A 24,073-nucleotide genomic window follows, 5' to 3' on the forward strand; every position below is an offset into this window, starting at 1 on the left:
ATTCCACGCTAGGTTCGGCCACCTCATGCGTCCAATGTATTGTTTCGCTTGAGTTGATAGCGATACGCTATGAACATGAATCTGGAACAGCTCGCGAGCTTCGTCGAGATCGCCAACACCGGTCATTTCACGAGGGCCGCTGCCACGCTTCACCTGGCCCAACCCTCATTGAGTCGGCAGATCTCGACGCTGGAGAAGGAGCTCGGCTCCGAACTCTTCCATCGCGCCCATGGACACATCAGTCTCACCGCCGCAGGCGATACTCTCCTGCCGACCGCTCGACGAATGCTCGCCGACGCCGAGGCGGTCCGTCGTGACATGGATGAGCTCGCCGGGCTGCGCAAGGGGCGGATCCGTTTGGGCGCGACTCCGACGCTGTGCGTCAGCCTCGTCGCCGAGGCGATCAGCAGCTTCCATCATGAGCATCCCGGGGTCGAGCTCGAGCTTGTCGAGAAGGGGTCGCGTGAGCTCATCGAGGCGCTGGGTGCCGGCGAACTGGACCTTGCACTCATCACGCGGACGTTGACTCCGAGCGCGCAGATGCCGAGGTTGCGGATGCGGGAAGTGCTCAGTGAGGACCTGGTGGTGATTGCGGGGGCGGACCGCCGTTCCGGCGGCAGCACCTCATGGTCGGGCGACAGCCGCAGCGGTGCTCCACTCCTGCCCGGTGACACGGTCACGTTGGCGGAGGTCGCGGCACTCCCCCAGGTGCTGTTCCATCACGGATACGATCTGCGCGAGGCCACCTCGGCGGCCTTCGATGCGGCCGGGTTGGCACCGAACATCGTCGTCGAGGGAGCCGAGATGGACGCAGTGCTGCGCTTCGTCGAACGCGGACTGGGGGTCGCAATCGTCCCGGCAATGGTCCTCGTCGATCGGCCGCGCCTGACCTCGGCACAGCTGCTGGAGCCGAGTTTGTCGCGGACGGTCAGCCTCGCCACCCGAGCGGACGTACGGCCGACCAGAGCCGCCTCGGCGATGGAGACAACGATCCTCTCGACCGCGAGGGTACTGGCCGAAGAGGATGCCGGCCTGGCGGCGCATGTGCGGCTGGTGAGGTAAGGGGGCGGCACCGACCACGACAAGCGCCCGCCGACGGGCCCAAGCGTCCACCGGCATGGGAGGATGCTTACATCGAGAGTTCACTGAAAGGGGCGGAGCATGGCGACAGAACGAACGCGCCATCGTCGGGGTGAGGGCGGAAAGCTTCGCGAAGAGATCCTCAATGCCGTCAATCGTCTCCTTGACGAATGGGGCAGTGTTGAACGTCTGACGATTCGGGCTGTAGCGGCTGAGACCGGAGTCGCCGCCCCAAGCATCTATATGCATTTCAAGGACAAGACCGACCTCGTCTGGGCCGCACTGTCCGACAAGTACCAACAGCTGGCCACCCAGATGCGAATCGCCGACGAGAAAGCGGATCAGGAAGGACCGGTCGAACGACTGCGCGCCCAAGTGCATGCCTATTGCCTCTTCGGTCTGAAAAACCCCGGACACTACCGCCTGCTCTACGAGACCAGACAGCCGCAGGCCGATACCGACCGGGTCCGGCACCACCCGGCCAGCGTCGTCTCAGGCAGCCTCCGAGCAGCCGTCACCCGGTGCCAACAGGCGGGTTGCCCCATGTCCCTGCCTGCCGATCAGCTGGTGCAGACCCTATGGTCCGGTGTGCACGGCACCCTGTCTCTCGCACACAGCCTCTTCGACGACGAAGCTCTGGAACCGATCGTTCTCGACATCGCCGACGGCCTCATCGACTCGACAGTCGTGGCCCCCGGGACCGAGTTCACCGACCGATCCAAGCAGATGGACAGTTCGGCCGCCCGGCGCCTCCGCAGCCTGCTCAGCGAATACTAGACTCCGCCCCCAACGATCGCCCTCACCAGGCAAGTTTTGCTGTCGCCAGCGGGTGGGTCTACAGTTTAACTGAACTTAGTTAGGTTATAGGTTCACGACTGTCGACAACGGCTCTCCGAACGAACCATCGCAGCAGACTGCGAGAGCCGCGTACCCGAAGGAACGTGTATGAACAGAGCGCCTCGCAATGACCTCCCCGCCCTTCGAACGGGCGTGATCGGGCTCGGAATGATCGGAGGAGGAGTCGCCACCAGCCTCTCCCGCAGCGGCTACCTTCCTCTCGTCTACGACATCAGACCAGAGGCAGCCGACCTGCCCGGAACCCCTGAACTGGCTGCCTCTCCTGCGGTTGTGGCGACAGCTAGCGACATCGTGTTCGTCTCCGTCGTGAACGCCGATCAGGCCTTGGACGTGCTCAACGGCAAGGACGGCCTGCTGTCCGGTTCACACTCCGGTCTCATCGTCGTCCTGCTGAGCACGGTCAGCCTGGAAACTGTAACCAGATTGTCCGAGCTCTGCACCGAATACGACGTGACTTTGTTGGACTGCGGAGTGACGCCAGGTGACAAGGCCGCCGAGAACGGAATGGTCGCTATGGTCGGCGGCGATGAGGAATCCGTCGAACACGCCCGCCCAGCTCTCGAGGGCTTCGCCAAGGCAGTGGTGCACTGTGGCCCGTTGGGTGCAGGGATGGCTACCAAACTGGCACGGAACGTCATCACCTACGGCAGCTGGCGCACTGTCAGCGAAGCTGCCTCACTCGCCGCATCCGCCGGGGTCAGCCCGCAGACTCTCATCGACGTCATCGAGACCGCCGACCCGGACGGCACCACTGCACTGATGCTGCTGCGTCAACAGCAGACCAGTGCCGCTGCCGCTGTCGGTGAGCAGATTCGTCCGCTGATGGCCAAGGACCTCGCCGCTGCCAAAGAGCTGGCGGCATCCTCGGGCCTGCAGATGCCGCTGGTTGACGTGGCGCAGGACAAGGCGACGGACACCCTTGGGCTGGATGACCCGAAAGCGTCCGCCGAGAATGGCAGCCAGGATGATGCCCACCAGATGATGGATGCGGTCTATGGCTCAGGATTCAGCCAGGCCATGCCGAACACCGGCACGCCTTTCGAGAAGGAGACCGCCGAGCATCTCTTCGGAGACGTCTGGAGCCGCCCCGAGCTCTCCATCCGCGACCGCCGCCTCCTCGTTCTGGGAGCCACGGCAGCCTTGGGCGACGCCGATCTCATCCGAATTCAGGTCCGCGGTGCCCTGGCCAACCAGGAACTGTCCGGCGAACAGCTCAATGAGGCTGTGCTCCAACTCGCCTATTACGTCGGCTGGGGGCGCGCATCGAGCGTGCACCGCGGTGTCGCCGCCGCCCTCGCCGAACACAGCAACCGAGACCAGGCTCACTGAGAACCCGACCCGAGAAGACACCAACCACCGAAGGAAAGAGGACATCACATGACTGAGACAACTACCCCCATGCCCACTGTGCGCGATGCCGAGTCGCCGCTGGATCCACCACCGGAGTACCAGGCACTCCAAGAGGAACGGCCTGTCCACTGGGTGCGGTTCCCCAACGGCTCCGAAGGCTGGCTGGTGACCCGGTTCGATGAGGGGAGCCAGGTCTTCTCCGACCCCCGTATGAGCTCCCACCGCCCGCGACACGATAATCCTGAAGGAGAAGCAGGAGAGAGCGCCGGCACCGATGAGAGCGGCCTGCCTCCGCTGTTCGTGATGATGGATGAACCGGATCACGGCGCTTACCGCAAGCTGCTGACAGGGAAATTCACGCCTAAGGCTGTGGCGAAGAATCTTCAACCGTACATCGATCGGATCGTCGACGAACACCTCGACGCGATTGCGTCGACATCTGGGCCGGTCGACCTCATCGAGGCGCTCTGCCTGCCGATTCCGTGCCTGGTGATCTGCGAGATCCTGGGTGTGCCGTACGAAGACCGTGACGGGTTCCACGGCGCGACAGAGGCAATGATGGATATGGGCAGATCCCGCGAAGAGCGAGACGCGGGAGCTCAGTGGCTGATGGGCTACATTTCAAAGCTCATCGAGACCAAGAGAAGCCAGCCGGAGTCGGACGGACTGATCAGCGAACTCATCCGCATCGCCGCATCGGGCGAGACCATCCTCACCGACAAGGACCTCACGGGCATCTGTGCTCTTCTGCTCTTCGCCGGCCACGACACGACCGCTGCCATGATGGGTCTGTCGATCATGACCCTGCTGACGCATCCGGGCAAATGGGAGGAGCTGCGCGAGAACCCGGAGAAGATCGGTCCGGCCATCGAGGAGCTTCTCCGGTACCTGACCATCGTTCAGTTCGGGCTCGGACGTGTGGCCCTCGAAGATGTCGAAATCGGAGAGGCACAGATCAAACAGGGTGACCTGGTCGTCGTCGCTATGCCGATTGCCAATCGTGATCCTCGGGTCTTCACCGATCCGGACGTACCGGACTTCGACCGCAAGACCACGCGCCATCTGGCCTTCGGCTACGGCGTTCACCAGTGCCTGGGTCAGAACGTCGCGCGCGCAGAGCTCAAGACGGTGCTGCCCAAACTCATCGAACGTTTCCCCGACCTCCACTTGGCCGTCGACCCCAGTGACGTCCCCATGGATGCCTTCGGGACGAACTACGGGGTCCGGGAACTGCCCGTGACCTTCTGAATCACCCCACACAACCGAACTGCCGAGGTGCACTGCGGCTCGACCGAAAGGAATACACAATGAGAATAACCATCGATGAAGACAGGTGCTGCGCGGCCGGCCAGTGCGTGCTGGCAGCCCCAGAGGTCTTCGACCAGCGAGACGACGACGGCATCGTGGTCCTGCTCCAGGAGGAGCCTCCGGAGTCCGAGTACGAGAACACCCGAAATGCGGCGGCGCTCTGCCCGGCCGCGGCAATCGTGGTCGAGGAATGACCGAGCGCCACGTCGTCATCGTCGGCACCGGAGCAGCCGGGATCAGCGTGCTGGAGAATCTGAGACGCTGTGGCTTCACCGGGTCGGTCACCATGGTCGGCGACGAAGAGACGACTCCCTATGATCGGCCACCGCTGTCGAAGCGGTTCCTCACAGGAGAATGGGAGCCGGAACGACTGCACCTCCGCTCCGCCGAAGCATTGGCAGAGTTGGCGGCAACATGGCTGCTCGGCCGCCGGGCTTCAAGCCTGGATGTGCAGGCACGACGTGTGTTCCTCGATGACGGTTCGGCTGTCAGCTACGACGAGCTGGTGGTCTGCACCGGCGTCCGCTCTCGACGACTGCCACTCAGCGATCAGGTCGACGGCGCACACGTGCTGCGCACTGTCAACGACGCATTGAGTCTGCGCGATGGTTTGGACGACCGCTCTGAACTCTTGATAGTCGGCGGTGGCTTCCTCGGAGCCGAAACGGCCGCCGTTGCGAGCAGTCTGGGAACACGCGTCACTCTGCTCAGTTCCACGGTGATTCCGCTTGCCGCGGCACTGGGCGAGGACGTCGCGGGGCTGCTCGCGGACCGACACCGAAGCAATGGCGTGCACCTGGAGCAGGGTCGCGCTCAGGGTGTCACGGTCTCTCCGGAGGGCACAGCCAGCGGGATCACCCTTGACGACGGAAGACACCTGCCTGCTGAGAAGATTCTGATGTCGGTCGGTTCCCACCCGAATGTCGAGTGGCTTGAGACCAGCGGCATTCCGATCAGCGACGGCATCGCGTGCGACGAGCACGGTGGAGTGGTGCCCGGCGTGTGGGCTGCCGGGGACGTTGCTGCCTGGTGGAGGCCCGAGGCTGATCGGCATGTGCGGCTCGAGCACCGGACGAATGCCACGGAGCACGGGATGAACGTCGCTCGCGCAATTCTCGATCAGCCTGCTCTGCCCCCTTCCGTGCCATACGTCTGGTCCGATCAATACGATCTGAAGATCCAGATTCACGGCCTCACTGCAGGAGCGGATTCGTTTGAGGTCATCGAAGGGGACGTCGCAGATGGCAGGTTCACAGCCGTCTATGGCCGGCAAGGACGAATCTGCGCAGCACTGGGCGTCAATATGATGAGACCGCTGAGAACCCTGCGTCCGCACGTTGCGGAGCAGACGCCGTGGACCGAGCTGGACCGGCTCAAGCCCGCCCTCTCGCTGAGCTGAGGCGAACTGAGCTGAGGTGAACTGAGCTGAGTTTTCGCTAGGGTGCTGAGAACCCGCGCTCAGAACCAGGCGTCGGCGAGCAGCTTCAGTGAACGCTCCGCCACTGCAGGGTCGTAGGCGTAGGTGACGGTGATGAGCTCATCTGCCCCGGTGCGCTCGACGAACTCCGACATCTGACGGGTCGCAGTCTCGGGTGAGCCCACGGCGCTGATCTGAAGCATCGGGTTGTCACCGCCGCCGGCCAGCTCACTCGGGTCGACCGGTGGCTGCAGCCGACGGCGCCGGCCGCGGCCGATGTCGGCGAACATCTGCTTGACCGACGTGAACTCGCGCTGGGCGGCGGCGTCTGTCTCGGCCACCATGACGTTGATCCCGGCCATGACGTAGGGCTTGTCGATCTGCGCGGTGGGTGCCTCGGTGGTGAAGGATTCGCGGTAGACGCGGATCGCGGCATCGATCTGGTCAGGAGCGAAGTGTGAGGCCAGCGAGAACGGCAATCCAAGCTGCCCGGCGATCGCGGCGCCGTTCGTCGTCGAGCCCAGCACCCAGATGGGGACGTCGGTGTTGGCCGAGACAGCGGATTCGATCGGCATCGTATGAGCCTTGCCCTCGGAGCTGAACCAGCCCTGCATGTCATAGATGTTCTGGGCAAAGGACTGCGGTTCGGCCGAGGAACGGCTGAGCGCCTGCGCTGTCATTCCGTCAGTGCCCGGCGCGCGGCCCAGCCCCAGATCGATGCGATCGCCATGGATGTTGGCCAAAGTGCCGTACTGCTCGGCAACCATGAGCGGAGCATGGTTGGGCAGCATCACTCCGCCTGAACCCACACGGATCTTCTCGGTCACCGATGCCGCCTGTGAGATCAGCAGGGCCGTCGCACTCGCGGCCAGTCCCATGGTGTTGTGATGCTCAGCGAACCACAGACGGCTATAGCCGAGTTCATCTGCCAGGCGCGCGGCCTGCATTGAGGTGTCGATGGCTTCGCTGGCGGTGGATCCGTCACGGATGGGAACGAGGTCGAGAATATTCAGTGGAACGGACACGGTGGCGGGATCCTTCGGTCGAGGGTGTCAGAGATCAGTCGTTGAGGACAACAGCCGCGCGCCGAGGTTCTATTCCGCAAACGTGCTCAGACGCGGTGAGGCCCCGAGCACATATGCGCTCGGGGCCTCACCATCAGTTCAGAGCTGATCTCTCATGTCAGCGTCGGATCAGCATCACTCGTTCTTCGGGCCGTCTCCCGAATCATCATCATTGGTGGTGCCGGGCAGGCCCTGGGCCTTGCGCCGCATGAGGAGGACGACGATGACGATGATCGCCAGGCCGCCGACTCCGAGCAGAACGATCATCGGTGTCGACATGCCGGAATCACTTCCGGTCGATTCGCCGATCTCGCCGCGCTCTTCGGTGTCCTTGCCCGGTTCGTCGACGACGCCGCCGCCGAGTCCGGCCTGTGAGGACTCTTCGACCGAGCCGCCGGCACCTTCGGCGTCAGCGATTGTGAAGTCGAAGTCACCGGAGATCGGGTGACCGTCCGATGACACCACGCGCCAGGTGACCGTGTAGTCGCCGGGCTTGAGGTTGTCGGGCAGTGCAACGGTGAGCTTCTTGCCGTCGACAGCGAGTTCACCTGCGGAGACGTTCTTGCCGTCGATGACAACCTTGACCTCGGAGCCGACCTCCTGGACTTCACCGGAGAAGGTCATCTCGATCCATTCAGGCTGCTGGTCGACCGTCGTTCCATCCTCGGGGTTCGAGGATACGAGCTGGTCGTGAGCACTGGCCGGGGCAAAAGCAAAAACACTCAAAGTAGCCACCAGCAGGGCAGCGAAGCCGAGCTTGAGGGCGGACCACGTGGTTCGAGTCATGTCAGTTTTCTCCTTCAACAATTACCTTCAGTATCACCGAGTCTGCTCGGCCAAAGAGTGCAGATAGTCTGTGATTCCCGGCACGGACACTTCAATTGTCTCAAGAGTTTCTTCGAAATTCTTCAATTGCCCCGCCCACGGGTCGGGAACATCCGGTGCGGGAGCATCGACTGCCTTCTCCGCAGCCACCCGAGGATCGAATTCGCGCAGCATACGCAGCTGCGGGCGCACCTCGGCGGGGAGGTCTGCGATGAGGTTCTGCAGGGCACGATGATGCCTGCGGGTCATCGCGATAGCCACGTCACGTTCGGCCAACCATTCGGAGGTGATCTGACGCGCCACGTGATCCTCGGTGCGGTAGCCGGCGGTCTTCAGCACCCGCGCCTGAGTGGGGTCGATGGGGTTGCCGGCCTCTTCATCGCTGATGCCGGCGGAGTCCACGACCGCCTCGGCGCCGCTGCGTTCCAGGTGGTTCTGGAGCACGCGTTCGGCCGTGACCGAACGACAGATATTGCCCGTGCACACGAACACCACGGATGCCACCATTGCGCGTTCCTCCTCGTCGATCCGATACCCACAGCTGCGGTGGGCCACCAGCGCATGCGCACCGGAAAATCCTGACCATTGTCCCTACTGATCACGATACTGTTGCACCATGACTTCTGAAACATCGAACGCTTCGGCGCGCCCTCAGGACGATCTGTTCCGCCACATCAACGGCGAATGGATCGACTCGTTCACCATCCCCGACGACCGTGCCGGCGACGGCGCGATGCGCGAACTCTTCGACACCGCAGAGACCAAGGTCCGCGACATCATCACCGCCGTCTCTGATGCCCCGCAGGAGCCGGGCAGCGAAGGCCAGAAGGTCGCCGACGTGTTTTCCTCGTTCATGGATCTCGACCAGATCAACTCCCTCGGCGTCACTCCCCTCGATTCCTCCTTCGCCGCCATCGACGCGGCCGAGGACAAGTCCGAACTGGCCAACCTCCTCGGCCGACTTGAGGTCGAAGGCATCGGCGGGGTCCTCGGCGGCTACGTCACCGCCGATGCGAAGGACTCCGACATCTACGCCCTCTACCTCGACCAGGCCGGGATCTCCCTGCCCGACGAGGACTACTACTTCAACGACGACCACGCCGAGGTGCGTGTGAAGTTCGTCGATCACGTGAAGAAGATGTCCGCCCTCGGCGGGATCGGTGCCAAGAGCAACATCTCCGACACCGAGGTGGCCGCCAAGGTGATGGCGTTCGAAACCGCCTTGGCCCGCCACCACTGGGACCGGGTCGCCTGCCGTGACGCCGAGAAGACCTACAACAAGCTCACCCTCGATGAGCTGCGCGAACTGGGTCCCGGATTCGACTTCGACTCCTGGTTCGCCTCCCTGGCCGCCGACGTCGACGGTGAGCTGACCTACCTGGTCATCGGCCAGCCCTCCTTCGTCACCGGCATGGCCGAGGTGTGGGCGCAGACTGACATCGAGACGATCAAAACCTGGCTGCGATTCTCCGTCCTCTCCGCCAACGCCTCGCTGCTGACCGATGAGATCGTCGAGGAGAACTTCGACTTCAACGCCCGCACCCTCTCAGGAACCCCTGCTCTGCGGGAGCGCTGGAAGCGCGGTGTCGGACTGGTGCAGGGCCTCCTCGGCGAGGCAGTGGGCAAACTCTACGTAGCCCAAGAGTTCCCGCCCGAGGCCAAGGACGCCATCGACCACCTCGTAGCGATGCTCATCAAGGCCTATGACAAGTCGATCAACGAACTCGACTGGATGAGCGAGGAGACGAAGAAGAAGGCTCTGGTCAAGCTCTCGAAGTTCACGCCGAAGGTCGGCTACCCCGAGGTGTGGCGCGAGTACCCGGCCGCGATCGACTCCTCTGACCTGGTCGGCAATGTCCGCCGCTGCGCCCGTGCCGAGCACGTGCGTCAGATCAAGCGCATCGGCAAGGAGATCGACCGCACCGAATGGCTGATGACACCGCAGACCGTCAACGCCTACTTCCATCCGGTGATGAACGAGATCGTCTTCCCGGCCGCGATCCTGCAGCCGCCGTTCTTCGACGCCGCCGGTGATGTCGCAGCGAACTTCGGGGCCATCGGCGCGGTCATCGGCCACGAGATCGGCCACGGCTTCGATGACCAGGGTTCGCGCTATGACGGCGACGGCAACCTCGTCGACTGGTGGACGGCCGAGGATCGGGAGCGTTTCGAGGAGCGCACCAATGCGCTGATCGCCCAGTACGAGGCCCTGGTTCCGGCCGGCCTGGACCCCTCGCAGCACGTCAACGGCGCACTGACCGTGGGCGAGAACATCGGCGACCTGGGCGGACTGTCCATCGGTTGGAAGGCACTTGAGCTGGAGCTGGGTCGGGCGCCGTCTTCCGATGAGGCCGCGACGTTCTTCGAAGCCTGGGCCAAGGCCTGGCGGGCGAAGATGCGCACCGAGGAGCGCGTGCGACGGCTGAGCATCGACCCACATGCTCCGGAGGAATTCCGCTGCAACCAGGTCGTGAAGAACATGACCGCCTTCCACGACACCTACGGCGTGGGCGAGTCGGACGGCATGTACCTGCCCCCTGAGGAGCGCGTCACCATCTGGTGAGCAGTATTCCGGGGCTGGGCTGGTGAGCAGGGTTCCGAGGCTGGTGAGCAGGGTTCCGAGGCTGGTGAGCAGTGTGCCTGGCGGTCAGCGACCCTGACCTTTGGCAGTTAACAGGCGGCGGCTCGGACACTTCGCAGTGTCCGAGCCGCCGCCTGTTTGTGCTGGCATCAGTAACCGCGACCGCTAAACCGCCCCGACGTCACTAATGACGCGCGGCGCCGGGCGAAATTAGTGACGTCGGGGAGTTTTAGGGTGAATGCTGCTGAGGGGTGTCGCCGGCCGAACGCAGCCATTTGGTCAGTCTCCTCCAGAAAGATGAGCCATGGTGTTTCGCACCATCGGCATGTGAGGTAGGTTACTTCGCATGCGAAGTAATATCAACGAGATCGAAGCAGTGAGTGTACGCATCCCCACATCGTCCGGCCCGATCCATGGACACGTGATCGAGCCGGGGAACTCCGAGGGCATTGCAGCAGTCGTCGTGCTCCACCCGGCCACTGCTGTCCCCGAGCGTCTCTACAGGGGATTCGCTGAGTTCCTGGCCGGCGATGGCTTCGCCGTCATCACCTACGACTACCGAGGGACCGGCAACTCAGGTGCGCCGAGTGAGAACCGGGGCATCCGAATGCGCGACTGGATGGCCCTCGATGTTCCGGCAGTCGCGCAGTGGGCCAGCGAGCGGTTTCCGGATGTGCCGCAGCTTGCGGTCGGGCACAGCATCGGCGGCCATGCCCTGTCACTGGATTACGGCTCATCCGGGCTGCGGGGGTTCGTGACCGTCGCGTCTCACGCCGGTGTCACCGCCGCCATTCCGAAGCTCTCGGAGAAGCTGCGAGTCGGCCTTGTGCTGCGCGTGCTCGGCCCCCTCACGGCTCGGCTCCTCGGGTATGTGCCGGGCCGCCGCTTGGGCCTGGGTGAAGATATGTCCGGCGCGTCGATGCTGGAATGGAGCAGATGGTCGAGACTGCCCCGCTACTTCTTCGACGACCCTACAATGGGCGCCGAGGCTCGAGCGGCGCGGGTGACGACGCCTGTCCTGGCGATCGGATTCAGTGATGACCTCTGGGCGACACCCGAGCAGATCGATGCCATTGCCGATCAATTGACCAGCGCCGAGGTGGAACGACGCACCATCGACCCAGGTTCCGTGGGCGCCTCGGCGATCGGTCACATGGGATTCTTCCGGCGAACGAATCGGGACGCTCTCTGGCCCGAGGTGAGCGCGTGGCTGCGACAGCGACTGGAGTTGATCCCATGAGCCGCGCCCGCACGCCTCGCCTGATCTTCCTCCTCAGCAATGCCGAACGCTCCGTCCGACGATGGATCGAAACTCGTGGCAGGTCGAACGGCATGACGGCCGCGAAGGGCGGGGTTCTGCTGTATCTGCGCCAGAACCCGGCGGCGACAATGAGCGAACTCTCGGCAGCGCTGCGGGCTTCCCCCGCCGGTGCCAGTGGGCTGTTGGCGAGAATGGAAGCTGGCGGACTCGTCGTCCGCGCCCCGGATGAATCGGATCAGCGCATCACACGGGTCACGCTGACTCAGCAGGGCAACCACGTTGCCGGCGAGACGACGACTGCGCTCGGCAACCTCAACGCGGCTTTGACCGAGGGATTCGATGAGCAGGAACTGGCCATAGTCGCTCGCTGGCTGAGTCACGCCGCCGACGTCATCAACACCGCTCAGCGGTAACGGCGCCTTCAACACCGCCCAGTAACGGCGCCTTCAGCGCTCCTCAGCGGCGACGGCGCCATCAGCGCTGCTCAGCGGTAACGGCGCCCTCAAGGTTCCTCAGCGGTGCTGGCGGATGAGACAGACCATGCGGTAGTCGAACTCTTCCCAGCTGGCGATCGGGGTGTTCGACTCCATGGCCGCCTCGAACTCTTCGATCTCGTCGAAGTCCGACTCCAGCGGGATGTCATAGGACATCTCGAGGTAGATGAGTCCGCTCGCATCTGTGTGCGCAACGTCGAATCCGGCGTTCTGCGGCGTCAGCTCATTGTTCATCACGATGAGCAGCTTTCCGTCGGTACCCGCGTACTCTTCCTCGATGCCGTCGACGTACCCCTCGGATTCGCGCAGTTCGCGCTGGGCTCGGATGACGAACTCGGCATACGCGCCGATGCCGATCACGGGGATGCGAGAGGTCAGGGCCTCGGTCGCGACCTTGACCAGGCGTGATCTCGCCTTGCGCGTCAGCGGCGCGACATCGCCTCCTGACATGGCGACGCCGTCGAAGCCGACCAGTGACTGAGCGCTGTGTTCGTGGTTCGGGTTGAGCAGCGTGGTGTCGAGTCCGAAGCGGGCGTACCACGGCCGGGTCACCTTCGCGCTCTCTTCGTCCCACCAGACGTAGAACAGGAACGGCACGTTGATGCCGGCTTCCGAGAAGTAGAACGGCGGGGTGCGCTCCCCCGCTGTGACCTCGAAGGGAACGACGTTGCCCTCGATCGGTGCCGGGCAGGTGGCGAATGCAGTGAACGCGAACGGGTAGTTGACGGCCCGGTTGAAGTCAACGACCAGTGAGCCGTCATGGTTCGGGACACCCAGGTCGAGGGTCCTCCACGCGGGTGTGGACACTCCATTCGTGGAGTCGTGGAAGTCGAGTTGCAGTCCGCTGGCGGGGTTGCCTGTGGCCAAGAGCGTCACCTCGCCTGCCTCACTGGTGAAGGAGACGGTGCCGACTGCCGGAGTCAGCACGTTCAGGTCGTCCTGCGCCGTGTTGATCTCGTGCACTTCAGGCTTCTCGAACGGAGTGAACTTGGCGAGGAACACGAAGCTGGGGTTCGGGTCGAAGACGGGAACTTCGAAGAACTTGCCCAGCAGCGGCGACTTGGAGTCGCGCACACGGATTCCGATCCGTCCGGCACGGTCGATGAGTTCGTAGAGCACATTGCCGACGGTGAACCATTGGAGGGATCCACCGGTAGGCAGCTTCGCGCTGAATCCGTTCTCTTCGACCCGTACCTCGGGCCCTGCGATCTCGGGGATCTTCGGCAGAATCGTGGTGTCGCTCGGCACCGAAGCCGAACTGGAAGGAGACGCAGCATTGGTGCTCGGGCCCGCCTCGGCGGACTTGCTCATCAGGTCGAAGGTCGCGGCAGCGGGACCGGCTTTGATCCCAGGCTCAAGGGCTACACTGACCCAACCGTCATCGTCGACGGTGAAGGTGCCAGGAGCGTCGGGCCAGGTCGCCGCGTCTTCGAGCCAGTGCAGACCGGACACACTCAGCCAGCCGAAGGGAGTCGCAAGTGCCGAGTTCCTCGAATCCCGCCAGGTGTTCCATTCGGTCACGAACTGGTTCACTTCGAACACTCCTTGCATTGCATTGCTTCTTGGCGCTGGTTCACGGGTTCTCGGGTGATGGTCGGCGCAGCCCGAGCGGTCGATGGCTCCTAAGGCACCAGCCCCCTCACCCGCTGCCGTGTCGACGCGACCTCGAAAACCAATGCCCTTGTGGCCAAAGCTACCGCAAACGATAGGCTGTGAAAATGAGTGCATCGCCCGTGAGACCACGTACGAAAACCCAGGTCGCAGCCGATCTGGCAGACTTCATCAGTTCTTCTCCCAGTTCCTATCATGCCACCGCGACGGCGGCTGCACGATTTGAGGCCGCAGGTTTCCTCGAACTCGATGAGCGCGAGAAATGGTCTCTCGAGCCAGGTCAGAGCCACTATGTCATTCGTGACGGTGCGATCATCGCATGGCGGACTCCGGCAGGCAAAGTCGGCGCCTCCGAGGCTGGCGCGGATGAAGCGTCCAGCGATTCGAGTGAACTTTTCAGCAACTCGGGTGGACTGCCCGGCACGGTTCCCGGCTTTCGCGTGTTCGGTTCTCACACGGACTCCCCAGCCTTCAAACTCAAGCCGGGCGAGGAGTTCACCACCGAGGGAACTCGCCAGATCGGCGTCGAGATCTACGGCGGGCCGCTGCTCAACTCGTGGCTCGACAGGGAGCTCGCGCTGGCTGGGCAGCTCAGCCTCGCCGACGGTTCCGTCGTCCTCGCGCAGACCCCGCCCATCGCGCGCATCCCACAGCTGGCCATCCACCTCGACCGCCAGGTCAATGACGGTCTGACGCTGGACAAGCAGCGTCACACCACCCCCATCATCGGCCTGGCTGGTCTGGCTGAAGCCGATGTCATCGAGATCCTCGCCGCCTCCGCGAAGGTGGATCCGGAGCAGGTCGTGGGACACGACGTCTACACGATCCCCGTTCAGTCCCCCGGGCTCTTCGGTGCCCAGGAGGAGTTCTTCGCCGCGCCGAGGTTGGACAACCTGTTGTCTGTCCACGCCGGAGTCTCCGCGTTGGTCGACGTTGATGCTGCGTCGTTGGATTCCGTTGCACTCTTCGCCGGGTTCGACCACGAGGAGATCGGGTCGAGTTCACGCTCCGGTGCCTGCGGGCCCTTCCTCGCCGACGTCACCGAGCGCATCATCGCCTCCCTGTTCCCCGGGTCGACGCGCAGTGACTACTTGGCTGCGCTGGCCTCGTCGATCTGCGTGTCCTCCGACGCGGGGCATGCGGCCCACCCGAACTATCCGGAACGCCACGACCCTCATGTCCGCCCCCGCCTCGGCGGCGGTCCGCTGCTGAAGCTCAACGCCCAACAGCGCTATGCCACGGATGCGGTGGGCACCGCCGCCTGGTCGCAGGCATGTACGGCGGCCGGTGTCGAGTACCAGAACTTCGTATCGAACAACGCGATGCCCTGCGGGTCGACGATCGGCCCGCTGACCGCAACCCGCCTGGGCATGACCACCGTCGATGTGGGCCCGGCACTGTATTCGATGCACTCGGCCCGCGAAATGGTCGCCATCGAGGATGTCGTGGCGCTGGGTGCGGCTGCGAAGGCGTTCCTTCAGGGGTGAGCGCGGAGCCGCGGGGGTGAGCTGAGTCGTTCTTGCGGGGCAGTCCAGGGAGTTTCCGCGAGGAGTAACCTGGACTGATGTTGCCGCATGAGCTGCCGGTGTCGCCGGGAGAATGGCCGCGCAGCGCGGGCTCTCTCACGCTGTCTCTGCCTGATCCTGAGGGCGTCGACGCCGTACTGCGCTGGCGCAACGATCCAGAGGTGACGGAGTGGCTGATCCAGACGCGCATCAACCCCGAGTCATTGAAGAAGGAATGGTTGAGCAGCCTCACCAATCCTTTGCAGCATGTTGTCATCGCGTGGCTCGGTGATGAGGTGGTCGCCTCAGGATCGCTGTGGATCGTCGACGGCATGGGCCAGAGCCATGGGGATCCCGAGGCCTACAGCAACCGAGAGGCAGACATCGACGATCTGGTCGATCCTCGCCGCCGCGGACGCGGGTTCGCCAGTCAGATCGCAGGGGTGATGCTTGGTCTGGCTTTCGACGAAGTCCATCTGCGACGAGTGACTGCGGGCTGCTTCGCCGACAACCATGCCTCCCGACGCGTTCTTGAGAAGTCGGGCATGCGGCTCGAACAGTACGGAGTCCGCGACTCGTGGCACGCCGACCACGGTTGGCTCGACGGCTGCACCTACGCGATGCTCGCCGAGGAATGGGCCTCGCTGAATCTTTAGGTGCAGCACCTCGGTGGAGGTCAAGCCTTCGGGGACATCAAGCTGAGGCGGCGCCGGGATGTGGGCGGCGCCGGGATGTGGGGACGAACCTCCACAGGTTAAGTCAGGCTGAGTTGGTTGCAACCAACTCAGCCTGACTTAGCGTGTAGAGCTCACTCGAAGCACACCCCCGCGAGCGGTTGCTGGCCGCTCACGGTTACTGACCGCAGGACTCTGAGCCCACGCGGCTTGATTCCAACCCGCCTCAGACAACCAGCCGTCAGCCAGCCGCCGGAAGCTTCCGGCGCACCTGTCTACTTGTTCAGCTCTTCCAAGGCCTTCTTCGAGCCCGGGTGGAGTTTGATCGGGTCAGGTGTCTCGGCGTTTTCGAGCTTGATGTCCTTAGCCGCTGCGTGGACCTTCTCCAGCTCGGCCTTCTTGTCATAGATCAGCTTCGTCAGAGCGCACGCGGTGCCTTCGTCCATGTCGTTGCGGACCATGAGGACGTTGGGAGTGGCGATGGTCTTGACGGCCTTCACACCTTTGTACGTATCAGCGGGGATCTCGTCGACTTCGTAGACCGGGTTGATCTCCTTCATCGGGTCCTCGAGCTTGGAGATGTCGAGGAATTCGACGTACTTGCCATTGGAGGTGAAGAGGTCGGTGACGCCGGCTGTCGGCAATCCGCCGGACCACACCATGCCGTCGATCGTGCCGTCTTTCATTCCGTCAACGGTCTTGGTCAGGTCGAGGCGCTGAGTTGTCACGTCGTCCTTTTGGAGCCCTGCCGTTTCGATGAGGCGGTTGGCGATGACCTCGGTGCCGGACTTCGGCGAGCCGGTGGAGATCGTCTTGCCCTTGAAGTCCTTGACGGATTTGATGTCTGCGTCCTTGCGCACGATCACGTGAGTGAAGTTCGAGTAGATGCGCGTCAGTGCCGAGATGTCCTCCGGCTGCTTGAAGTCTGCGTCACCGTTGACCGCATCGGCTGCTGTGTCGGCGAGTGAGAACGCAATGTCGTAGTCCCCGGATGACAGCTGCTGCAGGTTCTGCACGGAGGCACCGGTCTCGGCCGCGGTGGCCTTCAGATCGGAGTTGTCGGAGATGATCTGCGCCAGACCGCCGCCGAGGACGTAGTACACACCCGTCGAGTTTCCGGTGGCGACAGTGATCTGCCCGGACGCCGCGGTGCAGTCGCCGCCGCCCTCACCTGCCGGTTTGGCTTCCTGCTTACCGCCGCATGAGCTCAACGCCAGCACCGCGGCAACGGCTGTCGCCGTGATTGTGAACATCCTTGTTCGCTTCATGGACTTCGTCCCTTTCTCAGTTGGACTCGACCGGAGATCCGGTCGAGTGTGTTTCGGTGGATCCGATATCGCTGGTAGTCGCCGAGGTGGTCGTCGGTTTGCGACGCAGCAGCAGGTGAACGATGACGGCGAGGATGAGGGCAGAGAACCCGATCATCATCGACATCGGCTGGAGGTAGAGCAGGGCTCCTGCTGCGATGAAGCACAGGATGCGCTCCGGCCAGCCCGCACGGCGGATGATCCAGCCACCGGCGCCGGCGGCGAGTGCAGCCACGGCGAATGCGGAGACGAGCCCGGTCCATACCGCGCCGACGAAGCCGCCCTGGGCCACGAGGCTGGCACCTTCGGGCGTGAAGGTGAAGGCCAGCGGGACCAGGAACGCAGGTATTGCATACTTGCATGCCTGCCACATCGTTGCGATGACCCGGCCGCCGGTGATCGCCGAGGACGCGACGGCCGCCAGAGCCGTCGGGGGTGAGACCTCGGACAGGACGGCGTAGTAGAAGATGAACATCGCAGCGGCTGCCTCTGGGACACCGAGTGAGATCAGTGCCGGGCCTACGATGACCCAGCTGATGATGAACGAGGCCGTCACGGGCACCGCCAGGCCGAGGATGGTCACGGCCACGGCGGCGAAGATGCAGGTGAAGATGAGGACCGCGGTCGGGTCTGTCGACAATGCCTGCGCGCCCTTGATGAGGATGTCGGAGATGACCTGGCCGAGGCCGGTCTTCGTGATCGTCGAGACGATGATGCCTGCGGCCGCGCAGACGCTGGTCACCGGCAGGACCGAGCGGATGCCCGAGGACAGTGCCCCGTAGAAGACGTCCCAGATCGCGAGGAGAATCGTCTTCGGTTCGCCGAGGCGGGAGATGACGATTTCGATGATCCCGAAGCCGATGCCCACCAGGGTGGCGTAGACGACGGCCTTGAAGGGTGCCATGCCCATGGAGAGGAAGACGACGATGATGCTCAACGAGATGAAGTGGTAGAAGCCCCTCTTCAGGATGGGCCACGCGCGCAGGCCCGGAGGCGGCGTGTAGTCGACCTCGATCTTGCGGGAGTCGATTTCGATGGCGAGGAAGATGCCCAAGTAGTACAGAAGGGTCGGGACCACGGCCCACAACAGGACGAGTCCATAGGAGACGTTGAGCAGCTCCGCAATGATGAAGGCCGCCGCGCCCAGGGTCGGAGGTGAGAGGATCGCACCGATGCCTGAGGCTGCGAGCATTCCGCCTGCATTTTCCTTCGGGTATCCGGCCTTCTTCAGCACGGGCCAGGTCACGGCACCGAGTGAGACTGCAGTGGCGGTGCCGGAGCCGGAGACCGTGCCCAGGAGGAAGCCGGAGAGTGCGACGGTGCGTCCCGGTGCGGCCTTCGACTTCTTGAATAGTGAGAAGCTGAGGTCGATGAAGAAGCTTGCTGCTCCGGTCTTGTCGAGGACCGCTCCGTAGATCGTGAAGAGGACGATGTAGGTGGCTGCGACGTCGAGGGGGATGCCGTAGAAGCCGGATGCATCGTTGTAGAGGGCGTTGACGATCTGGTCGAAGTTCTGGCCGGCGTGGGATCCGGGCCAGCTGACCGGAATGTAGGCGCCGTAGTAGCTGTAGAGGAAGAAGACGATGCAGAAGATCGGCAGGATCAGACCGGTGGTTCTGCGCGTCGCCTCAAGGACGAGGAGGAGCAGAACGCCGCCCATGATGACGTCGAGTGTGGTCAGTGAGCCCTGCCGGTTGAGGAACTCGTTGAAGCCGCCGGAGAAGAAGGGCAGCACCGGGTAGGCACAGGTGAGGAAGGTGAGAACGACGAGCACCCAGTCGATGATCGACGGATTGTCGTTCGACCGGCGCTTTGTCTTCCTGCGTGGTTTCGCGGTGGAGTCAGCAGCCGCACCGCTGCCAGCGCCGACATCGCTGCCGGCAGCGACATCGCTGTCGACAGCCTCGGCGACGTCCAGGGCCTGGTCGGCGACATCGCTTTTGCGGCCGAAACCTGGCCGATAGCAGATGAAGACCAGTGGCAGGACGAACGCCAGGAACCACATGAGGTAGTACTGATTGCCTTGAGTCAGCGGGAAGAACACCTGTTTGAGAACGTACAGTGACACGACGAAACACACGATCCCCACGCCGAGGTCGAGCCTGCGTGTCAGGGTGCGCTGAGGCAGCTCCTCATCGTACTGCGCAATCAGTTCGTCGACGTTCGTCTGCGGTATCGGGTTCGCAGGAGGCGCCTCGGAAGGACGTGCGGACATCATTGTCCTTTCGGATGCTCGGGTCATATTGCTCAAGCTATGTTGCTCAGGTGTTGTTGTGAACCACCTCACAATATACCGAGCGTCCGCTCACCTTCATCTCCCGCGTCCCGACCAGCGGTCATATTGTCGAGATCGTTACTCGCAGTGCCGATAGGTGGGACTGGGACAACGTTCTCACGGCAGTGCCCCACCTCGCCACAGGTGACCCTCAACACACGACGGTTCAAGTTCCGCATTCGCCAACCACGGCGCCACCCTTTGAGATGAAATGTGCCTTGCCGAATACGGGGTAGATTGGGGCCATGAATTCTCCGACCCCGGTCTTCGACTCACACCTGCACATCATCGACCCCAAGCATCCTCTCGTCGAGAACAACGGCTACCTGCCGGACCCCTTCACTGTCGAGGACTATCTGATGCGCATCAGCGGTCTGGGCATTGCCGGCGGAGCAGTGGTCGCCGGGTCATTCCAAGGGTTCGACCAGTGCTACCTTGTCGATGCTTTGAGCACTCTTGGCCCCGACTTCGTCGGCGTCACTCAACTTCCCGTCGACACGTCCGATGATCGCATCCTGGAGCTCGACCGCGACGGAATCAAGGCACTGCGCTTCAATGTCGCCCGAGGAGGCTCCGCAGTCTTGGACGATATGGAACATATGGCTCGTCGGGTCCATGACCTCGCCGGCTGGCACTCGGAGCTCTACATCGATGCCCGCAGCATCGATGAGGATCTCAGTGACCGCATCGCCGGTTTGCCCGCCGTGAGCATTGACCATTTCGGCATGCACAGCGACGGCCTGCCCGCCCTGCTGAAGCTAGTCGAACGTGGCGTCAAGGTGAAGGCGACAGGCTTCGGACGAGTCGAACTCGACCCTGCCACCACGATGCGAGCGATCGTCGACGTTGACCCCTCGGCGCTCATGGTGGGCACGGATCTGCCGTCGACCCGGGCTCCTCGACCGTTCGAGAACACAGATTTCGACATCATCCGTGACACCCTCTCGCCTGAAGAACTCACCGCGGCGTGCTGGGACAATGCCGCAGAGTTCTATCTGGGACGCACGCGCGACTGATGGCGAAGCCGCGGAGAGCCTGATCGCGAGGCCATCGAGAGCCTGTTCGCGGAGCACTGGGCCAAGTCCTGGCGAAGCACGGGGCTCGTCTTGGCCTGTGTTGACCTCGATCAAGTAGCATTCCACGGATGAACTCCCCACGATTGAATCTCGCATCCACCCTGCACAGCCTCGACGGTCGCAGCTACGGAAATTACAAGCAGATCCGGGGCAGCTACGAGTTCGGGCCGGTCACCGTGTTCATCGACCGGGTCCAGGTCGACCCTTTCGCCTCGCCGTCGAAGGTCCGGATCAGAATCAACCGCGCCGAGGCGGGGTTCCCCACTGACATCACCACCGAACGCGCAGATCGCATCGCAGCCGCTGACTTCCTCTTCCGCGTCGGCAATTCATTCCAACGCAGTAAAAACCGCAACGCCGTCGTCCTCGGCCGACAGGGCCAGGAAGTGCTCGAGCGCACCAACGTCATCATCGACGACGAGGGCTTCGAGGCACGACTGCTCGTCAACCTTCCAGCACGCGGCAGACGCATCCTGGGTCACCTGGCCGCGGACATCCTCACCCGCGATGTCCCCGAGCTCGCTCAGGCGATGTTCGTCCACTCCAATCTGCCAGGCGCCGATTCCGGCGACGGCCCCGACGACCGCTCCGGTGGGAACCTGCGTGAGCATGTCCAGCTCCACCGGGATCAGCTGGAACTGCAGAATCACCTCGGCGAGGAAGGTCTTCTCGCGTTCATCGGCAATGGCGCGATCCTGCCGAGGAGATCCGGGGATTCTGACATGCCCATGGATTCGAACGCTGTGGCCTTCACCAGCCCGAGTTCACTCGAGCACACCGTCACGCTCTCGAGCGGGCGCAGGCTCACCGGCATGGCTATCCCGCGTGGTGTCACGGTCATCGTCGGCGGCGGCTATCACGGCAAGTCGACGATTCTGCGTGCTCTCGAGCGCGGCGTCTACCCGCATATTGCAGGCGACGGCCGGGAATGGGTCATCACGGAACCCAGTGCCACCTCCATCCGGGCCGAGGACGGTCGCGCCGTGACCGGCGACGACATCTCGCCCTTCATCAACAATCTGCCATCCGGCACTGACACGAGAGCCTTCACCACGACGAACGCGAGCGGGTCCACATCGCAGGCGGCCAACCTCGTGGAAGCTGTGGAAGTCGGTTCTCGTTCGCTGCTCATCGACGAGGACACCTCGGCGACGAACTTCATGATCCGCGACGATCGGATGCGCGCTCTCATCCCAGCCGACCGCGAACCCATCACCCCTTTCGTCGATCGCATCCGTCCGCTGTTCTCCCACCGAGGCGTCTCCACAGTGCTGGTCGCCGGTGGATCGAGCGCATTCTTCGAGGTGGCTGATCATGTCATCGCCCTCGATGCGTACGTACCCCAGGAGGTCACCGAGAAGGCGCATGAACTCGTGGGGGTGACATCAGCCGATGACACAGGAGAGGCGTTCGCCACGCCTCGACCCCGGATCCCCACGGCGAAGGCGCTGCACCCCAGCTCGAAGACGAAGTCGGCGAAGGCGAAAGGGCTCGGCCAGGTTCAGTTCGGCAAGGCCTTCATCGATCTGACCGCGGTGTCCCAGCTCGTCGACCCGCAGCAGACGACGGGCATCGCCGAGGCGCTTGAGTATATGGCCGAGATCTTCGATGACCAGATCTCACTCACCGAGGCTCTGGCCGAGGTCGAGGACATGCTCGACGCACAGGGAGTCGACGGCCTGACCGGCAACCGCGATCATCCGGGGCATGTCGCCCGCCCTCGTGCACAGGAGATCGCGGCAGCTCTCAACCGCTTCCGAGGGCTGCGTCTGGTGGACTGAGCCGACTCCCCGGAGTCGACTCGCCTTCAGAATCAGGGCACCTGCTCAGTGCTCCTCGATCTCTTTCGAGTCGGTCAGCGTACGAATCCCGATGATCGACATCACCAGTACGATACCGGCGAGGACCGCGAACGAAATCTGCTGTGAGTGCACGAAGCCGGCGACCGTCGCCGAATCCCAGGCCCCCTGCGGCAGTGTGCTGCCGAGAACCGTGGCCATGATCGTGCCGACTATCGCAACGCCCACTGCATTGCCGAGTTCCTGAGCGGTGTCGTTGAGTGCCGATCCGATCGATGTGTGCGTCTCCGGCAGTGCGCCGAGGAGGGCGACCGCACCGGTCGTCATGATCGTCCGCATCCCCATGGTCATGATGAGCATCCCGAGCGCGCACCAGAGGAAGCCGTGTGTGAGCGCGAAGATCCAGATCACGAGACTGACGAGGACGAGCGCGATGCCGCCGATCGAGGTCGTACGGTGGCCGAATCGGGCCACGGCGCGATCGACGAACGGGCCGGCGAGCAGCATGCCCGCGACGAACGGAAGGTTCGCCAGTCCCGCCTGGAACGCCGACCATCCCCAGGCGAACTGGTAGAGCTGAGTCGAGACGAACATGACTCCGACCATGGCGATCATTGTCGCGGTCTGCAGAATCGCTGACCCGCTCACTGTCGGCAGGGCGAGCAGTTTGAGATCGAGCATCGGTTCCTCGGCGGTCTTCTCTCGCCAGATGAATCCGGCAAGGGAGAGCACTCCGGCGGCGAAGACGATCACTGTCAACGGTGCACCCCAGCCGTTTTCGACCCCAGCGGTGAAGCCGTAGAGGAGGAAGCCCAGCGAGGCCACCGACAAGATGCCGCCGGGGATGTCGGCACCGCCTTCGCGACGGTCTGCCGGGTCGTCCTTGGCGACCCCGAAACGCACACCGAGCCAGGCGATGACCGCGACAGGGGCGTTGACCACCAGGAGTGCCTGCCAGGGCAGATTCGTGATCGCCAATCCGGCGATGGTCGGGCCGATTGCGAAGCCGATCATTGAGACGACCACGATGAGGCCGATCGCCCTCGTGCGCAGGTCATCACGGTCGAAGAGGCGGAAGATCAACGACATGGTCAACGGGGCGATGAATGCGGCGAAGACTCCTGCCATGGCTCGCACCGCGATCAGCTGTGCGGGCGTGGAGACGAGCAGCACCGCGAGTCCGGTGAGACCGAACAGCACGAGGCCGAAGAGGAGGGTCCGACGGCGACCGAGCTTGTCGCCCATCGTCCCGCCAACCATGAGCAACCCGCCGAACGTCAGCGAATAGGCGCCGACGATCCACTGCAGGTCTGCTGGAGAAGCGCTGAGGTCTCGCCCGATCGTGGGCAGAGCGACGTTGAGAATCGAGTTGTCGACCATCTCGACGAGCATGGTCAGACACAGAGCGAGAAGAGCAGGCCAAGCAGCTCGGAGACTCTGTGGTTTGCGTGCTTGCGTATCGGCGGATGAGGTGGCCGAGGAGTATGGGGAGGACATGTAGGTCCTTTCGCGGGTAGGTCGAAAGGTCGGCGGGAGTGCCGGCGAGAGAAGAACGTTGCGATCGAACAATGTTCGCCAATGGAACGAC

20 protein-coding genes are annotated in these 24,073 nt (G+C 63.4%); 13 read left to right on the top strand and 7 right to left on the bottom strand.

The annotated features are described in order from the left end of the window. The first annotated feature begins 75 nt into the window (after positions 1-75). From HU144_RS01040 to HU144_RS01065, 6 genes are all read left to right on the top strand, one after another. On the top strand, positions 76-1,062 hold the full coding sequence (locus HU144_RS01040) for a LysR family transcriptional regulator (protein WP_235349738.1): 987 nt from the start codon (positions 76-78) through the stop codon (positions 1,060-1,062). 99 nt (positions 1,063-1,161) lie between these two features. Beyond that, positions 1,162-1,857 (top strand): TetR/AcrR family transcriptional regulator, encoded by a 696-nt coding sequence (locus HU144_RS01045; RefSeq protein ID WP_092104269.1) that lies wholly within the window; start codon positions 1,162-1,164, stop codon positions 1,855-1,857. Positions 1,858-2,025: 168 nt separating this feature from the next. Continuing rightward, entirely contained in the window at positions 2,026-3,267 is a 1,242-nt protein-coding gene (locus HU144_RS01050) for an NAD(P)-binding domain-containing protein (protein ID WP_092104271.1), read from the top strand. A 48-nt stretch (positions 3,268-3,315) separates the two neighbouring features. Continuing rightward, positions 3,316-4,536, top strand: a complete 1,221-nt coding sequence (locus HU144_RS01055; protein ID WP_197679680.1) for a cytochrome P450 — start codon at positions 3,316-3,318, stop codon at positions 4,534-4,536. Between the two features lie 59 nt (positions 4,537-4,595). Next, entirely contained in the window at positions 4,596-4,790 is a 195-nt protein-coding gene (locus HU144_RS01060) for a ferredoxin (protein WP_092104273.1), read from the top strand. Beyond that, entirely contained in the window at positions 4,787-5,995 is a 1,209-nt protein-coding gene (locus tag HU144_RS01065) for an NAD(P)/FAD-dependent oxidoreductase (RefSeq protein ID WP_235349739.1), read from the top strand. The genes HU144_RS01060 and HU144_RS01065 overlap by 4 nt, the downstream gene beginning before the upstream one ends. 59 nt (positions 5,996-6,054) lie before the next feature. On the opposite strand, the gene HU144_RS01070 is transcribed toward HU144_RS01065, so the two are convergent. From HU144_RS01070 to HU144_RS01080, 3 genes are all read right to left on the bottom strand, one after another. Continuing rightward, positions 6,055-7,038 carry an LLM class flavin-dependent oxidoreductase gene (locus tag HU144_RS01070; protein ID WP_235349740.1) on the bottom strand — a complete coding sequence of 328 codons (984 nt, stop codon included), beginning with the start codon at positions 7,036-7,038 and terminating at the stop codon, positions 6,055-6,057. Positions 7,039-7,212: 174 nt separating this feature from the next. Beyond that, positions 7,213-7,863 (bottom strand): copper resistance CopC family protein, encoded by a 651-nt coding sequence (locus HU144_RS01075; protein ID WP_204234373.1) that lies wholly within the window; start codon positions 7,861-7,863, stop codon positions 7,213-7,215. 33 nt (positions 7,864-7,896) lie between these two features. After that, positions 7,897-8,409 (bottom strand): low molecular weight protein-tyrosine-phosphatase, encoded by a 513-nt coding sequence (locus tag HU144_RS01080; protein WP_092104284.1) that lies wholly within the window; start codon positions 8,407-8,409, stop codon positions 7,897-7,899. Positions 8,410-8,518: 109 nt separating this feature from the next. Between HU144_RS01080 and HU144_RS01085 the strand changes: the two genes are divergently transcribed. The 3 genes from HU144_RS01085 (at position 8,519) to HU144_RS01095 (ending at position 12,157) form a co-directional block, all read left to right on the top strand. After that, entirely contained in the window at positions 8,519-10,465 is a 1,947-nt protein-coding gene (locus tag HU144_RS01085) for a M13 family metallopeptidase (protein WP_235349741.1), read from the top strand. 364 nt (positions 10,466-10,829) lie between these two features. Further along, entirely contained in the window at positions 10,830-11,723 is an 894-nt protein-coding gene (locus HU144_RS01090; protein ID WP_235349742.1) for an alpha/beta hydrolase family protein, read from the top strand. Beyond that, positions 11,720-12,157 (top strand): MarR family winged helix-turn-helix transcriptional regulator, encoded by a 438-nt coding sequence (locus tag HU144_RS01095; protein WP_235349743.1) that lies wholly within the window; start codon positions 11,720-11,722, stop codon positions 12,155-12,157. The genes HU144_RS01090 and HU144_RS01095 overlap by 4 nt, the downstream gene beginning before the upstream one ends. 99 nt (positions 12,158-12,256) lie before the next feature. On the opposite strand, the gene HU144_RS01100 is transcribed toward HU144_RS01095, so the two are convergent. Beyond that, complete coding sequence (locus tag HU144_RS01100) at positions 12,257-13,771, bottom strand: DUF1684 domain-containing protein (RefSeq protein ID WP_235349744.1); 1,515 nt, start codon at positions 13,769-13,771, stop codon at positions 12,257-12,259. A 185-nt stretch (positions 13,772-13,956) separates the two neighbouring features. Between HU144_RS01100 and HU144_RS01105 the strand changes: the two genes are divergently transcribed. Together HU144_RS01105 and HU144_RS01110 are read left to right on the top strand one after the other, a co-directional pair. Further along, the gene (locus HU144_RS01105) at positions 13,957-15,336 is read left to right on the top strand and encodes a M18 family aminopeptidase (RefSeq protein WP_235349745.1); all 1,380 of its coding nucleotides are present in this window, start codon (positions 13,957-13,959) and stop codon (positions 15,334-15,336) included. A gap of 77 nt (positions 15,337-15,413) precedes the next feature. Beyond that, positions 15,414-16,010 carry a GNAT family N-acetyltransferase gene (locus HU144_RS01110; RefSeq protein ID WP_235349746.1) on the top strand — a complete coding sequence of 199 codons (597 nt, stop codon included), beginning with the start codon at positions 15,414-15,416 and terminating at the stop codon, positions 16,008-16,010. A 293-nt stretch (positions 16,011-16,303) separates the two neighbouring features. Here HU144_RS01110 and HU144_RS01115 read toward each other — a convergent pair whose 3' ends face one another. Both HU144_RS01115 and HU144_RS01120 read right to left on the bottom strand, forming a co-directional pair. Further along, positions 16,304-17,296: a TAXI family TRAP transporter solute-binding subunit gene (locus HU144_RS01115; RefSeq protein ID WP_235349747.1), complete on the bottom strand. Its 993-nt coding sequence runs from the start codon at positions 17,294-17,296 to the stop codon at positions 16,304-16,306. Between the two features lie 16 nt (positions 17,297-17,312). Continuing rightward, complete coding sequence (locus HU144_RS01120) at positions 17,313-19,550, bottom strand: TRAP transporter permease (RefSeq protein WP_235349748.1); 2,238 nt, start codon at positions 19,548-19,550, stop codon at positions 17,313-17,315. A 305-nt stretch (positions 19,551-19,855) separates the two neighbouring features. Between HU144_RS01120 and HU144_RS01125 the strand changes: the two genes are divergently transcribed. Continuing rightward, on the top strand, positions 19,856-20,626 hold the full coding sequence (locus HU144_RS01125) for an amidohydrolase family protein (RefSeq protein WP_235349749.1): 771 nt from the start codon (positions 19,856-19,858) through the stop codon (positions 20,624-20,626). 128 nt (positions 20,627-20,754) lie between these two features. Beyond that, positions 20,755-22,467 carry an ABC-ATPase domain-containing protein gene (locus tag HU144_RS01130; protein ID WP_235349750.1) on the top strand — a complete coding sequence of 571 codons (1,713 nt, stop codon included), beginning with the start codon at positions 20,755-20,757 and terminating at the stop codon, positions 22,465-22,467. Between the two features lie 45 nt (positions 22,468-22,512). Here HU144_RS01130 and HU144_RS01135 read toward each other — a convergent pair whose 3' ends face one another. Next, positions 22,513-23,982, bottom strand: a complete 1,470-nt coding sequence (locus HU144_RS01135) for an MFS transporter (RefSeq protein WP_235349751.1) — start codon at positions 23,980-23,982, stop codon at positions 22,513-22,515. Positions 23,983-24,073: the final 91 nt, after the last annotated feature.

It is taken from the genome of Brevibacterium sp. UCMA 11752 (assembly GCF_021532235.1).
GTDB lineage: Bacteria > Actinomycetota > Actinomycetes > Actinomycetales > Brevibacteriaceae > Brevibacterium > Brevibacterium antiquum.